The organism is Polynucleobacter sp. TSB-Sco08W16, assembly GCF_018687455.1.
Taxonomy (GTDB): Bacteria; Pseudomonadota; Gammaproteobacteria; order Burkholderiales; family Burkholderiaceae; genus Polynucleobacter.
Genome location: NZ_CP061291.1, coordinates 1,840,696 through 1,852,673, shown reverse-complemented (window position 1 = coordinate 1,852,673; position 11,978 = coordinate 1,840,696). Strand labels below are relative to the sequence as shown.

Sequence of the window (11,978 nt, the reverse complement as noted above, 5' to 3'; positions counted from 1 at the left end):
TCATTACTCCAAGTAACAATAAGAATCGCCAGAATCGCCTTCGGGTGTTTTTTCATTTATAAAGTAAGGTAAAACATTCATCGGGAGCATTCCATGGTTTGGTTATATCTCGCAATAGCGATTGCCGCAGAAGTAATGGCTACTACTGCTTTGAAGTTCAGTGAAGGCTTTACAAGACTCATGCCATCTCTATTGGTTGTCTTGGGTTATGCAGGCGCATTCTATTTTTTATCAAAAGTGCTCAATCAACTGCCCATTTCAGTTGCTTATGCGATCTGGTCTGGTGCTGGTGTTGCACTTGTAGGTATTGTTGGTTGGATTTGGCTTGGCCAAAAATTAGATATGGGAGCCTTAGCAGGCATCGGGCTCATTATTAGTGGAGTTTTAGTAATCAATCTATTCTCTAATACGGTTTCACATTAAGGCTGGTATCTGATGAACGCGTTTACAAGCTTTAATCCAAAAGCTTTCCAATTTCTAGAAGAGCTCACTAATAACCAAAACAGAGTTTGGTTTGCAGAACATCGATCTGAATACGAACAGTTTGTGCGCGAGCCTATGAAGTGTTTTACAGAGACCCTGTCTGATAGTCTTGCCAAAAAAGACGTGCCACTATGGGGCGACCCTAAAAGATCTCTCTTTAGAATTAATCGAGATGCGCGATTCTCAAAAGCTAAGCACCCATACAACATGCATGCCAGCGGCTTGTTTACTAGAACGGGGGATAAACATTCATCAGGTGTTTTGTATTTCCGCCTGGATCCGCTCGGAAGCAGATGTGCTGCGGGCTATATGCAGCCTGAGCCCCCTGTTCTAAAAAAACTGAGGCAGGGAATTTTAGATAACCCTAAAGCTTGGCTATCACTTGAGAAGTCTCTAAAAAGAAAGGGCTATGAGCTTGATTATTCATACTCCTTGGCCCGTATTCCCAGGGGTTTTGATGATGTTCCGAAAGAGGTAGAGGACGCCATGAAGCTTAAAGGGTGGATTATCAGGAAGCAGTTGCCCCGATCGATGATTTGCTCAAAAGACTTAATTAAGGAAGTCACTAACTTTGCCAAGGACATGCTCCCTCTATTAAGTTTTGGGTGGCATGCGTTGGAAAAATTCTCTGATTAGCTGTCAGCCCAAGATCACTTTTAATTCGCCTCTATTGGACGCCGCAAACAAAATAGCTAATTAAAACTCAGTGAGGCTATAAGCTTGATCACCCAATTATCGCTATTAGACGTAATACCTTTGCCAACACCAATATTGAATGATGATTTTTCATATTTGGCGTCCATCACTATGTAGGCTGTATGAGGTTGTTGATTAATGTTGTACAAACTTTTATTGGGTAAGTTATCACCGTAGTATTCCATCCCAACATCAACGGTGTTCGTTATCCCATAAGCTACTTTGGCTGATGGTGAAAATGTGGCTGAAGTGTTTTGATTTAACGTCACATCAACACTGGGGTTAATGGTAAAGCGCCAGGCTTGTAGTTGTAGAGCAAGGATAGGCGTTAGTTCATAAAAAGTGGTTTCATTCCCACCGACGTCTTTAATGTAGTTGATTTCATTCTTAACGCCGTAATGCCAAAGACCTTCTTCATCATGAGTGGGTATATACATGTGGCTAATTTTTCCACCATTAACGTAACTCACTCCGTTGTAATTACTAAGGTAGACGTTAGCGCCAAGCTCACTTTTTTCGGTAATGCCATAGCCGTATTCAAGTCTTGTTTGAAATACATTGGTCTTAAGGCCTTGAGATGCAGGCGCTTGAAATAAGTTGGTTTCTACTTCAAAAGCTGAATGCTGGTAATCGGCAATCAGTTCATCATGAACTTTAATCTCAAAGGGTGCTGCAAACGCCCAGCTACTAAGGCAGAGCAAATAAGGCGCTAGCTTGAGTAGCTTCAATGATCGGCGTAAAAAAGGCATGTCGGCACTATAAACGACCTCAAAGTTGAGGATGGTGATAAATTGAGCTTGTTATGTTTAAAACTATTCTTGCCCTTCCCCGTACCGTTTGGCTTATTGGCTTTATTAGCTTAGTAAACGATTCGGCTAGTGAGATGCTTTATCCATTAATGCCGCTTTATTTGGCGTCCGTATTGATGGCTGGACCCAAGGCGCTTGGCATTATTGAAGGTATTGCAGAGGCCACATCCAGTATTTTTAAATTGGTATCGGGCGTCATTGTTGATCGCACTAAAAAAGCTAAGCCTTGGATTGTGCTGGGCTATACCCTTGCTGGTATAGGTAGGCCACTCATTGCAATTGCTAATTCATGGCTATGGGTCATGGCTATTCGTTTTACGGATCGCATGGGGAAAGGACTCAGAAGCTCTCCGCGCGATGCGCTCCTAGCCGAGAGCGTTCATGAAAATCAACGGGGCCTCACATTCGGATTACATCGTTCAATGGACAACGCGGGTGCGGTTATCGGACCCTTATTGGCTGCACTGTTTTTGTCCATGGGGGTTCCACTCAAAGATATTTTTCTATGGGCTATCGTGCCGGCAGTCATTACTATCGCTCTTGCTTTAAGTATTAAAGAGCCACAAAGAGAGCCCGCCGCCAAAGCGGCCCCTTTTAGCTGGTCATTAGTGGGAATGCCCGATCAATTTAAGCGATATCTAGTAGTGGCAGGTATCTTTGCTCTGGGCAATTCATCAGACATGTTCTTATTGCTGAGAGCAAGAGAGGCGGGTGTTCCTCAGGAGCAGATTCCTTTGTTATGGGCAGCCATCTCATTAATCACCACTTTGTTTGGCACCCCCTTATCCGCACTCTCAGATACCTTCGGTCGTAAGCGATTTATTTTGATTGCTTGGATTGCGTTTGCTTTTTTCTACATTGCGATGGGTTTACCAGGCATATCCATCTATCAAATATTTGGACTCTTCGTAATTTATGGATTATTTAAAGCCGCAACCGAAGGGGTGGAGAAAGCCTTGGTGGCAGATATGGCCCCTAAGGGCTTGGCTGGAACAGCCTTTGGCTGGTTTAATTTAGTCACGGGACTGATGCTATTTCCAGCCTCATTCATCTTTGGCTGGGTATATGAATCTGTTGCACCGTTGTATGCATTCTTATTCTCAGGGGCTTGCGCCTTAGTTGCGTTTGTATTGATGGCCACATGGGTATCTAAGACCAAAGAGCCCTGAGCTATTGAGGAAGACTGAATGTGGCTTGACCATCTTTTGATGATTCGATGCTTGGTAGTTTCCCGAAGTAATCTGATTGACGGTATATTTTCTTTTGGCATCTCATCTACAGAAAGCAAAGGCTGCAATGACCGCTATAGCTAAACCTCAATCTAAGTTCTCAACAGTGATCCGCGTTACTAGCGGAAACTTTATTGAGATGTATGATTTTTTTCTGTTTGGCTTTTATGCCACCTACATATCAAAGGCATTCTTTCCAACCGACAGTGAGTACGCATCATTAATGCTGACCTTTGCAACCTTTGGAGCAGGATTTTTAATGCGTCCATTGGGTGCAATATTACTAGGCGGCTATATTGATCGGATTGGTCGTCGTAAAGGCCTCGTCCTGACATTAGGCATTATGGCAACAGGAACAGCAATGGTTGCCTTCATTCCAAGTTATGCAACGATTGGCTTGCTTGCCCCCTTATTGGTATTGGTAGGGCGTCTACTTCAAGGATTTTCAGCGGGTGTTGAGCTGGGTGGCGTATCTGTTTATCTTTCTGAAATGGCAACGCCTGGACATAAAGGCTTTTATGTCAGCTGGCAATCTGCTAGCCAACAAGTTGCGATTATCTTTTCAGCTGCGCTGGGATATATCCTCAATGAATCCATGAGCAAAGAAGTGATTGCCGATTGGGGTTGGCGTATTCCATTCTTCATTGGCTGCATGATTATTCCAATCGTATTTCAGATTCGTCGTTCATTACAGGAAACCGAAGAGTTTCTCGCCAAGAAGCATCACCCGACTTTCAAAGAAATTATGAAATCGTTAACGATCAACTGGCAATTGGTGGTTGCTGGAATGATGTTGATTGTGATGACAACTGTATCTTTTTACTTGATTACGGTTTATACGCCAACATTTGGTAAGAGTGTCATGAAGCTGTCCATCGTTGACAGCTTGATCATTACATTATTTGTTGGTTTATCTAACTTCATTTGGTTGCCAGTGATGGGCGCTCTATCGGACAGAATTGGTCGCTGGCCCATTATGGCCTTGTTCTCTGCATTGGCGTTGTTTACTGCTTATCCGGCTTTAAATTGGTTAGTAGCAAATCCAAGTTTTGAACACATGCTTGCGGTGGAGTTGTGGCTGTCATTTCTGTATGGCAGTTATAACGGAGCTACTATCGTTGCGCTTACTGAAATCATTCCTATTCATATTCGAACGACTGGCTTTTCATTGGCCTATAGTTTGGCTACAGCGCTGTTTGGTGGCTTTACACCTCTCGTATCGACTTGGCTTATTGAGACAACGGGAGATAAAGCTTCCCCGGGTTATTGGATGGCAATGGCAGGCGGTATGGGCTTAATTGCTACTGTTTTAATCTACAAGGGAGTAGTGAAGGTAAAGGACTAACATCCTTGACGCAGATTATTTCACTTAGCTATCAATCGGAAATAGAAACCACCTTCGGGTGGTTTTTTCTTTTTTAGCCGACAAACTTAAATTGCCACCTATGCCAGAGCTACAAATTTAACTGGGGCAATATTTTTTGGATTCATTTGAGCTGCATGTTGCGGCCCCTCTATCGTTTGAGGGAAATCAACGATGCGTGCAAGCTCATGGATCCGAGGATGATTCATCATTGATAAGTAATTTTTATCATGCTCTAGAGAAGATTCTTGATTCATTGCTGGCAACCTTTCATGTTGAGTTGGCAATAACTCATCGTAGAAAGTGTTTACTAGTTTCGATATACAACCTTAGCTCTAGAGCCTTTATTTATATGCTAATACTTTAGTTCTACAGCAAGTAAATTTCACAGTTTTGTAATGCTTATTAGATTACTATCCTGCTGGCTATAAGAAATTAGCTTTATTTTTTGATATTTAATTACGGGAAAACTCAGTGAACAAACTTACTACAAATCTATTCGTAGCTTTATCAGCATTTTTAATTGGCTTGGCGAGCGCCTCAGCGCTAAACAAAAATATTTCTGACAAGCAGGTTCGCTCTGCTCACACAAATCAAGTAGATGCTATGGGCAATGTAGCCGCTAATCAAGACTAATACTTTAGTTCTAGTAATCCCTGTTTCTTGATTGCAGCCAAGAATTTAGCAAATTAACAGTGTTATAAATACAGTTCAGTAGCTATTCAAAATTTTCATGACAGTCATTTTGAATATTGATGACCACCTTTCGGGGTGGTCTTTTTTTATTTACTAGCTTGCTTGTCAAAATCAGCATATCTATCGTGACAGGCCTTGCAAGCGTTATAGATATTTCCGCCAGCATCAAACAGGGCATCCTTATCCTTGTCCTGGGTGGCCTTCAGTGCTAATTCAGAAGCTTTACTCAGTTGATTTGCGAAGTCCATCCATTGCTTGTTGTCTTTAGCTCTGCCTTCGATCATTAAGAGGTTTCCGGCCTCCACCAAAGTGGCTGCACTATTTCTGACGGCCTCCCATTGAGCATCTGTTCGGGGATATATTTCAGTGGTTCCCTGCACATTTGAAATCGATTTGACGGAGTCCCATATGACGTCCGCATTGGAATCAATTACCCACTCCATCACTTGTTTGAGTGAAAGTGAGGAATTTGCTTGCGGTGCTTTGGGGCCGCATCCCAATAGGAGTGCAGTAAAAAATAAGCCGACGAATTTGAGCTTCATGAGGTTTGCTATCGTTGTGATTAAGCTTAATTTACATCATCTAAATCTGAGAGAGAGGGATATTTTTGATGGTTTTTGATTGTTTACAGGATTAGAATGGAATTTAATTAAAAGTAGATGCCACATGAAAACATTATTATTTATTTGCCTATCCGCCTTTGTTGCAGCGACTTTAGGTGGATGTCTCGCTAGCACTATTTCTCCAGTTGGCATTAATTGTGACTTTAGCCAAGGCAAGCCTTTGTGGGAAATGCCGCTAGCCTGTCAAGGTCGATAACAGGCGAAAATTGAATGTACAAATTAATTGCTTTTGACGCCTATGGGACATTATTTGATGTGTATTCCATGGGAGAGTTGGCTGAAGAAATTTTTCCTAGTCATGGCCATGCATTGGCTTTAATGTGGCGTGATCGTCAAATTGAATATACGCGCCTTGTCACCATGAGCGATCCAAGTCCTGGAGGCAGTAAGTATTACCTGCCATTTTGGGATCTTACTATTCGCTCCTTGCGTTACGTATGCAAGCGAATGGGACTCGAGCTAAGCTCTGAAAATGAAAAGCGATTGATGGATCAATACGCTAAGCTCACCAGCTTTCAAGATAGCCTTGAGGTGCTTAAGCAAATTCAATCTCAAGGGATTGCCACTGCTATTTTGTCAAACGGCAGTAGAGAAATGCTTTCTACTGTAGTTGAGAGCAATGGACTCAAGTCATACCTTGATCAGGTAGTCACCATTGAGGATGTGCGCCTGTTTAAAACGGCGCCACAGGCATATGAGTTATTGCTAAAAGCATTTCCGGTCAAAAAGACAGAGGTTTTATTTGTCTCTAGTAATGCGTGGGATGCGCTAGCCGCAAGGTGGTATGGGTTCGATGTGTTTTGGGTGAACCGTCTTGGACATCCATACGAAGAGATTGGCGAATTACCAACGTATGAAGGCGATTCGCTAAGCAAGGTGTTGCAAGTAATTTGATTTTTTAGGAGCAAAAATGAAAATGCCTCAATTCTTAAGAAGTGTTGTGCTTGCTGCTCTCGCAGCATTAGTTTTTGTAAGCCCCGTATCTGCAGCAGAAATCCAAGTGATTACATCGGGTGCATTTGCTGAAGCGCTCAAATCGCTTGTCCCTGAATATGAAAAACAATCCACTAACAAAGTAATTATTTCTTATGGATCCTCTATGGGTGGCGCTCCTGATTCAATTCCATCCAGGCTTGCTAAGGGGGAAAAGTTTGACATCTTAATTCTTGCAGGACCTGCTTTGGATGGTTTTATTAAGAACGGAGCAGTACAGCCTGGAAGCAAGGTAGATTTAGTGGCTTCGGTGATCGGTGCGGCAGTCAAGTCTGGTGCTCCAAAGCCCGATATCAGCACGGTACCGGCGCTGAAGCAAGCTTTATTAAATGCAAGTTCTATTGCCTACTCAGCTAGTGCAAGCGGTACTTATCTATCTACAGAAGTATTTCCAAAACTAGGTATTGCAGAGCAGATGAGCAAGACTGCTAAAAAGATTTACAGCGAGCGCGTTGGTACTGTCGTTGCAAGAGGTGATGCTGAGTTAGGTTTTCAGCAGGTCAGCGAACTCATACCAATTCCTGGTATTGATTTCATCGGCGAAATTCCTGCGGAGGTGCAACAAACTGTTTTGTTTTCAGCAGGCATCACCAGCAATGTGAGCAGTCTTGATGCCTCGAGAGATTTGATCGCTTATTTGGCTTCGCCTAAGGCTGCTCCAACCATTCAGAAGGCTGGTCTAAAGCCACTGTTGCCATCCCTACCTTGGTAGTTAAGTGGAGCTACTTAAAGCGGTAAACCACAGATCCTAGAACGCTGTCTTGGAAAGAGCGAACCATGATGGGGCTGTTGCTGATATTGCCACCTAAGTATTTGCGTCGACCAAAAACATTAAAGTACCAGTTATCTACAATTGGCACTTCCACCATGAGGCCCGCAGTGTAGTTGTTTGTTGCTCCCACAGTGTATTGCGGATAGCCTAAATTTTTGGATGCGGCTGCGCTGACTCCATAATAATAGTTAGCGTAGGTGCCGCTATAACGCTCAACAGCGATTTCTGGATAGAGCTTGATTTGCTTAACCGTTTCTATCTCAGCAAAATAAGAAAGCTGATAGAGCTGTCCATTAGAGCGAGCTACGTCTTGATAGGCATGAATAAAAAAACCACCGATGGGTGTTTCCTGAAAGGTTCCGATGCCAAGCGGAATCGGATCTTGTTTGGAATAAGTGGCGCCATTAATCGTAGATTTACGGTTGTAGTTATCTAGGTTCACTTGGCCTGCTAGCTCCAAATAGCCATAACCAATCTTGGCAGTCTTGATGCCAAAAGTATCAATACGCGCAAAAAACCGTTCGTAGTCAAAAAATGCATAGGGCATCACAAAGCTTTGAGTGCCAGTTGCACCGATAGACATATTTGAGGTGTAGACAGCGGCGCCAATGTCACCAACTACATGGTCTGGGAGTCCATCTGGCACGTCATCCATTGCAAAGGATGGCGTTGCTAAAGCAAGCAGCAGCAGTAATAGGATTGACCTCATGGCAACATCATAGACTATTTGGGCGGCCCGATAATTGCCCCTATAAGTCGAGGTTATCGAGTGTTAGACCCTCTAAATGACTGGTATCTCCCCAACGATCGACTGTCCAAGAGTTGCTGTCGTGACTGATCCAATTCAGAGACGCATTCGGAACGGCGACAGCCTTGGGGGCTTGTAATGCTTGTTTGCTAGCCAATCGATACATCATATCTAGTGCGCCACCATGACTTACCAGCAAGATAGTTTTACCAAGATGCCGTTGGCGTATCTTTTCTAGCCCACCATGAATGCGTTGAGCAAACTGCTTAATACTTTCTCCGCCACCTAAGTTGTGATCTAGATCTCTGCTTAAGTGTGTAGCCCATAGATCTGGTTCAAGCTGCGGCGCCTCTAGAGTACTGAGCCCTTGTAGCGCTCCCAGATGCCGCTCTCTTAGATCTGGATCGATTGCTGCAGAAACTCCAAAGACTTTTTCTATTGCCTGGGCTGTTTTATAGGCACGCGTTAGATCGCTTGTGTATAAAACATCAAACTGAAGTTGAATTGTCTTGAGTGCAGCTGCCATTTGCGCTGCTTGTGCAAGTCCGCGTTGATTGAGATCGATGTCTGTGTGGCCCTGAAGACGATGCTGAGCATTCCAATCGGTCTCACCGTGGCGTACTAAGCAAAATCGAGTCTTTGTCATGCTGCAATGATAAAGCTGCAATACGCTTTTAATTATTTCTTGAGCGTCCAAGCCCGCGGGTTATGTTCAAACCCTATGTGCTCATAGTACTCATTTGCTTTGGGGGCAGCTAGAAGCACAATCATACATTCTGGCCCAAGGCGAGATTGGGTGTTAGCAATGAGTTGTTTGCCAATCCCAGAGTGTTGATATTGTTGATCAACAGCCAAATCCGCCAGGTAGGCAACATAAGCAAAATCTGTCAGTGTTCGCGCAATCCCAACCAATGTATTTTCATCCCAGGCAGTAATAGTCAGATTAGCGTTTTTGAGCATCGCCTCAAATGTTTCTTTATTGTGAATGGGGCGGCGCTCTCCAAGAGTTGATCGAATATAAAGATCAATTGCTTGTTCAGCAGTGATATTGGCATCGTCGCGAAATTGAATCATTCAGGCTTACTCTTGAGTTAGATAAATGACTATAGCAAAAAGCCCCGATAAATCGGGGCTTGATGTTTATGCTGCAACAAGTTGGAGCTTACTAAGCGCTCGTAAAATTTTGCCCTTTTCTTTTGGTTTGGTGCTTTTTTCCATCAGGCTGGTGAGCTGAGCTGAGTTTAGGGGCCCTAGGCGTGTTTTGCCTGTTTTTGTGAGCATGGAATCGTTTTTTCTGTTCTTTTGGTTTTGGCCTACAGCCATGAATATTCCTAGAGTAAAGGAGTGATGAATCTAGGAGTGAGGCTCAAGAGATTCCCCTAATTAGGGCGCGAGATAGTGATCACTATTCAGAATAACAGCTTAAAACAGTAGGCGCTATGATTGCAGAATGATTAATCTTCCAGGCATTATTTTTTCCTTGGTGATGGGCTTGTTAATGTCATCAAGCATTACTTTAGCAACCACCTTTGTTCGCGTTGGTGCTGCGGATAATTTCTTTTCAGTGTGGTTTGAGGTTTGGTCCGTAGCTTATCCAGTAGCTATCATTTGCATCTTGATCTACAGGCCCTTTGCAAGCAGAGTAACCACAGAAATACTAAAAAAATTAAAGGTTAAAAAATGAGATTTTTAATCATGACAGGCGTCTTTGCCTTGGTGGGATGTGCGGCCGTGTATACCGATGCTTCAGATGCAAATCATGTGACTTTTTTAAACAGTAGCGGAGAGTCGCTTGATCAGCTTACCCAAAAAGCAAATGCGTATTGTGCGCAATATGGCAAGACAGCCTCTTTTAAAAATAATGACTCGTCATTAGTCGCCGTCTTTAATTGCAATACAGCTCGTCAATAAGAGCTTTGCTTAGCCAGCCAAGTCTGATTGGTAGATGAGGCCAGCATGCTCTCTCAGAGCATGGAACTGAATGGATTCCCAGCGCTGTTGAGCAACATCAAGCTCTGACTTATGGGATGCAAGAAACACCGAAGCACCAACAACGTCTTCAGCCATGCGATGAATGTTTTCTTGTATAAACTTTTTTAAGGCAACAGGATCTTCAGAGCTAACCCAACGTGCCAGGCTATACCGTGCTGGAAGCAAGCGCACTTCAGCGCCATATTCAGTTTGTAGACGATGGCTTACTACCTCAAACTGCAGCTGACCGAAGGCGCCTAGTAGCATAGTGCCGCCAGTCATAGGTCTAAATACTTGAATTGCGCCTTCTTCACCAAGTTGCATGAGGCCGGTTCTCAATTGCTTAGATCGCAATGGATCAGCAGACTCAACCATACGGAAAATTTCAGGAGCGAAAAATGGTAGGCCAGTAAATTGCAGCTGCTCACCTTCGGTAAGCGTGTCGCCTAGGCGGAGCAAGCCATGATTTGGTAGGCCGATGATGTCGCCTGGAAATGCTTCATCCAAAATATCGCGGCGTTGCGATAAGAAGGAGAGTGCATTATTAGTACGCACCTCTTTGCTGTTGCGACAGATCTTTAGTTTCATACCACGCACAAAGTGGCCAGAGCAAATCCGCAGAAAAGCAACCCTGTCGCGATGCGCGGGATCCATATTTGCTTGGATTTTAAAAACGACTGCTGAGAATTTATTTTCGGCAGGACTCACTTCGCGTTGAAGTGCTTTGCGTGAGCCAGGCGATGGCGCTAATTCCACAAGCGTATTCAGAATCTCGCGTACACCAAAGTTGTTAATGGCAGAACCAAAAAATACGGGCGATTGACGTCCAGCTAAAAAGGCTTCGCGATCAAAGGCCGGCATAGCCTCCTTAATGAGCTCTACCTCAGCTAGGGCGTTTTCTAGATCAGTGCCTAAGCGCGCTTTAAGCGCTGGATCATTAATATCTACAACCGCATGGGAGTCTTCAGTGACTCGATCTTCACCGGCCTTGAACATGCGCATGCGGGAGTTCGCAATATCAATGACTCCAGCAAATGATTTACCCATGCCCACTGGCCAAGTAAACGGAACCACTTCAATGCCTAACGCAGTTTCGATTTCATCCATTAACTCCATGGGCGGCTTCACTTCGCGGTCCATCTTGTTAATAAAGGTGACGATAGGTGTATTGCGTGCACGACATACTTCTAATAAGCGCAAAGTTTGTGACTCAACGCCATTCGCAGCATCGATGACCATTAAGGCGGAATCAACCGCAGTTAAGACGCGATAGGTGTCTTCAGAAAAGTCTTGGTGGCCAGGTGTGTCTAGAAGATTAATGATGCAGTCGCGATATTCCATCTGCATTACAGAACTCGCTACAGAGATGCCCCTCTGTTTTTCAATCTCCATCCAATCAGAGGTTGCGTGTCTGCTAGCCTTTCGAGCTTTAACACTTCCCGCAATTTGAATTGCCCCTGCGTAAAGCAAGAGCTTTTCAGTCAGCGTAGTTTTACCCGCATCTGGGTGAGAGATGATGGCAAAGCTGCGACGTCTGAGTACTTCTGCGGCTGGAGTGCTTGGGGTAGTGGTATCGATGGTAATTCTGCGCTAGT

17 protein-coding genes are annotated in these 11,978 nt (G+C 44.0%); 10 read left to right on the top strand and 7 right to left on the bottom strand.

The window, feature by feature from the left end; translation table 11 throughout:
* The first annotated feature begins 93 nt into the window (after positions 1–93).
* A complete protein-coding gene (locus FD961_RS09315) occupies positions 94–423 on the top strand; it encodes a multidrug efflux SMR transporter (protein ID WP_215393596.1) in 330 nt (109 codons plus the stop codon).
* Between the two features lie 12 nt (positions 424–435).
* Positions 436–1,119 carry a DUF2461 domain-containing protein gene (locus FD961_RS09310; RefSeq protein WP_215393595.1) on the top strand — a complete coding sequence of 228 codons (684 nt, stop codon included), beginning with the start codon at positions 436–438 and terminating at the stop codon, positions 1,117–1,119.
* 56 nt (positions 1,120–1,175) lie between these two features.
* Here the strand turns inward: FD961_RS09310 and FD961_RS09305 are convergent, their stop codons facing one another.
* Positions 1,176–1,928: a hypothetical protein gene (locus FD961_RS09305; RefSeq protein WP_215393594.1), complete on the bottom strand. Its 753-nt coding sequence runs from the start codon at positions 1,926–1,928 to the stop codon at positions 1,176–1,178.
* A gap of 53 nt (positions 1,929–1,981) precedes the next feature.
* Here FD961_RS09305 and FD961_RS09300 point away from each other — a divergent pair, with 53 nt between their 5' ends.
* Positions 1,982–3,157 carry an MFS transporter gene (locus tag FD961_RS09300; protein ID WP_215393593.1) on the top strand — a complete coding sequence of 392 codons (1,176 nt, stop codon included), beginning with the start codon at positions 1,982–1,984 and terminating at the stop codon, positions 3,155–3,157.
* 127 nt (positions 3,158–3,284) lie between these two features.
* Positions 3,285–4,562 carry an MFS transporter gene (locus FD961_RS09295; RefSeq protein WP_215393592.1) on the top strand — a complete coding sequence of 426 codons (1,278 nt, stop codon included), beginning with the start codon at positions 3,285–3,287 and terminating at the stop codon, positions 4,560–4,562.
* Between the two features lie 98 nt (positions 4,563–4,660).
* On the opposite strand, the gene FD961_RS09290 is transcribed toward FD961_RS09295, so the two are convergent.
* Positions 4,661–4,837: a hypothetical protein gene (locus FD961_RS09290; RefSeq protein WP_215393591.1), complete on the bottom strand. Its 177-nt coding sequence runs from the start codon at positions 4,835–4,837 to the stop codon at positions 4,661–4,663.
* A 217-nt stretch (positions 4,838–5,054) separates the two neighbouring features.
* Here FD961_RS09290 and FD961_RS09285 point away from each other — a divergent pair, with 217 nt between their 5' ends.
* Positions 5,055–5,216, top strand: coding sequence for a hypothetical protein (locus FD961_RS09285; RefSeq protein WP_215393590.1), 162 nt, complete (start codon positions 5,055–5,057; stop codon positions 5,214–5,216).
* Positions 5,217–5,362: 146 nt separating this feature from the next.
* On the opposite strand, the gene FD961_RS09280 is transcribed toward FD961_RS09285, so the two are convergent.
* A complete protein-coding gene (locus tag FD961_RS09280; protein WP_215393589.1) occupies positions 5,363–5,818 on the bottom strand; it encodes a cytochrome c in 456 nt (151 codons plus the stop codon).
* A 124-nt stretch (positions 5,819–5,942) separates the two neighbouring features.
* Here FD961_RS09280 and FD961_RS09275 point away from each other — a divergent pair, with 124 nt between their 5' ends.
* From FD961_RS09275 to FD961_RS09265, 3 genes are read left to right on the top strand one after another with little or no spacing between them, the layout of a single operon-like run.
* Entirely contained in the window at positions 5,943–6,095 is a 153-nt protein-coding gene (locus tag FD961_RS09275) for a hypothetical protein (RefSeq protein ID WP_215393588.1), read from the top strand.
* 14 nt (positions 6,096–6,109) lie between these two features.
* On the top strand, positions 6,110–6,793 hold the full coding sequence (locus FD961_RS09270) for a haloacid dehalogenase type II (protein WP_215393587.1): 684 nt from the start codon (positions 6,110–6,112) through the stop codon (positions 6,791–6,793).
* A gap of 22 nt (positions 6,794–6,815) precedes the next feature.
* Entirely contained in the window at positions 6,816–7,604 is a 789-nt protein-coding gene (locus FD961_RS09265) for a substrate-binding domain-containing protein (protein ID WP_215394424.1), read from the top strand.
* Positions 7,605–7,614: 10 nt separating this feature from the next.
* Here FD961_RS09265 and FD961_RS09260 read toward each other — a convergent pair whose 3' ends face one another.
* The 3 genes from FD961_RS09260 to FD961_RS09250 are packed head-to-tail and all read right to left on the bottom strand — an operon-like array spanning position 7,615 to position 9,486.
* Positions 7,615–8,373: a MipA/OmpV family protein gene (locus FD961_RS09260; protein ID WP_215393586.1), complete on the bottom strand. Its 759-nt coding sequence runs from the start codon at positions 8,371–8,373 to the stop codon at positions 7,615–7,617.
* A 40-nt stretch (positions 8,374–8,413) separates the two neighbouring features.
* Complete coding sequence (locus tag FD961_RS09255) at positions 8,414–9,058, bottom strand: histidine phosphatase family protein (RefSeq protein ID WP_215393585.1); 645 nt, start codon at positions 9,056–9,058, stop codon at positions 8,414–8,416.
* Positions 9,059–9,090: 32 nt separating this feature from the next.
* Positions 9,091–9,486 (bottom strand): GNAT family N-acetyltransferase, encoded by a 396-nt coding sequence (locus FD961_RS09250; RefSeq protein WP_215393584.1) that lies wholly within the window; start codon positions 9,484–9,486, stop codon positions 9,091–9,093.
* A 376-nt stretch (positions 9,487–9,862) separates the two neighbouring features.
* Here FD961_RS09250 and FD961_RS09245 point away from each other — a divergent pair, with 376 nt between their 5' ends.
* Positions 9,863–10,096, top strand: a complete 234-nt coding sequence (locus tag FD961_RS09245) for a DUF2798 domain-containing protein (RefSeq protein ID WP_215393583.1) — start codon at positions 9,863–9,865, stop codon at positions 10,094–10,096.
* On the top strand, positions 10,093–10,323 hold the full coding sequence (locus tag FD961_RS09240) for a hypothetical protein (protein ID WP_215393582.1): 231 nt from the start codon (positions 10,093–10,095) through the stop codon (positions 10,321–10,323). The genes FD961_RS09245 and FD961_RS09240 overlap by 4 nt, the downstream gene beginning before the upstream one ends.
* Before the next feature lie 9 nt (positions 10,324–10,332).
* On the opposite strand, the gene FD961_RS09235 is transcribed toward FD961_RS09240, so the two are convergent.
* Positions 10,333–11,961, bottom strand: a complete 1,629-nt coding sequence (locus tag FD961_RS09235; protein WP_215394423.1) for a peptide chain release factor 3 — start codon at positions 11,959–11,961, stop codon at positions 10,333–10,335.
* Between the last annotated feature and the right edge of the window lie 17 nt (positions 11,962–11,978).

Bases quoted from the DNA above. Each gene is read 5' to 3' on its own strand.
- FD961_RS09315 (WP_215393596.1), top strand. From the start codon at position 94: ATGGTTTGGTTATATCTCGCAATAGCGATTGCCGCAGAAGTAATGGCT.
- FD961_RS09310 (WP_215393595.1), top strand. From the start codon at position 436: ATGAACGCGTTTACAAGCTTTAATCCAAAAGCTTTCCAATTTCTAGAA.
- FD961_RS09305 (WP_215393594.1), bottom strand. From the start codon at position 1,928: ATGCCTTTTTTACGCCGATCATTGAAGCTACTCAAGCTAGCGCCTTAT.
- FD961_RS09300 (WP_215393593.1), top strand. From the start codon at position 1,982: ATGTTTAAAACTATTCTTGCCCTTCCCCGTACCGTTTGGCTTATTGGC.
- FD961_RS09295 (WP_215393592.1), top strand. From the start codon at position 3,285: ATGACCGCTATAGCTAAACCTCAATCTAAGTTCTCAACAGTGATCCGC.
- FD961_RS09290 (WP_215393591.1), bottom strand. From the start codon at position 4,837: ATGAATCAAGAATCTTCTCTAGAGCATGATAAAAATTACTTATCAATG.
- FD961_RS09280 (WP_215393589.1), bottom strand. From the start codon at position 5,818: ATGAAGCTCAAATTCGTCGGCTTATTTTTTACTGCACTCCTATTGGGA.
- FD961_RS09275 (WP_215393588.1), top strand. From the start codon at position 5,943: ATGAAAACATTATTATTTATTTGCCTATCCGCCTTTGTTGCAGCGACT.
- FD961_RS09270 (WP_215393587.1), top strand. From the start codon at position 6,110: ATGTACAAATTAATTGCTTTTGACGCCTATGGGACATTATTTGATGTG.
- FD961_RS09265 (WP_215394424.1), top strand. From the start codon at position 6,816: ATGCCTCAATTCTTAAGAAGTGTTGTGCTTGCTGCTCTCGCAGCATTA.
- FD961_RS09260 (WP_215393586.1), bottom strand. From the start codon at position 8,373: ATGAGGTCAATCCTATTACTGCTGCTGCTTGCTTTAGCAACGCCATCC.
- FD961_RS09255 (WP_215393585.1), bottom strand. From the start codon at position 9,058: ATGACAAAGACTCGATTTTGCTTAGTACGCCACGGTGAGACCGATTGG.
- FD961_RS09250 (WP_215393584.1), bottom strand. From the start codon at position 9,486: ATGATTCAATTTCGCGACGATGCCAATATCACTGCTGAACAAGCAATT.
- FD961_RS09245 (WP_215393583.1), top strand. From the start codon at position 9,863: ATGATTAATCTTCCAGGCATTATTTTTTCCTTGGTGATGGGCTTGTTA.
- FD961_RS09240 (WP_215393582.1), top strand. From the start codon at position 10,093: ATGAGATTTTTAATCATGACAGGCGTCTTTGCCTTGGTGGGATGTGCG.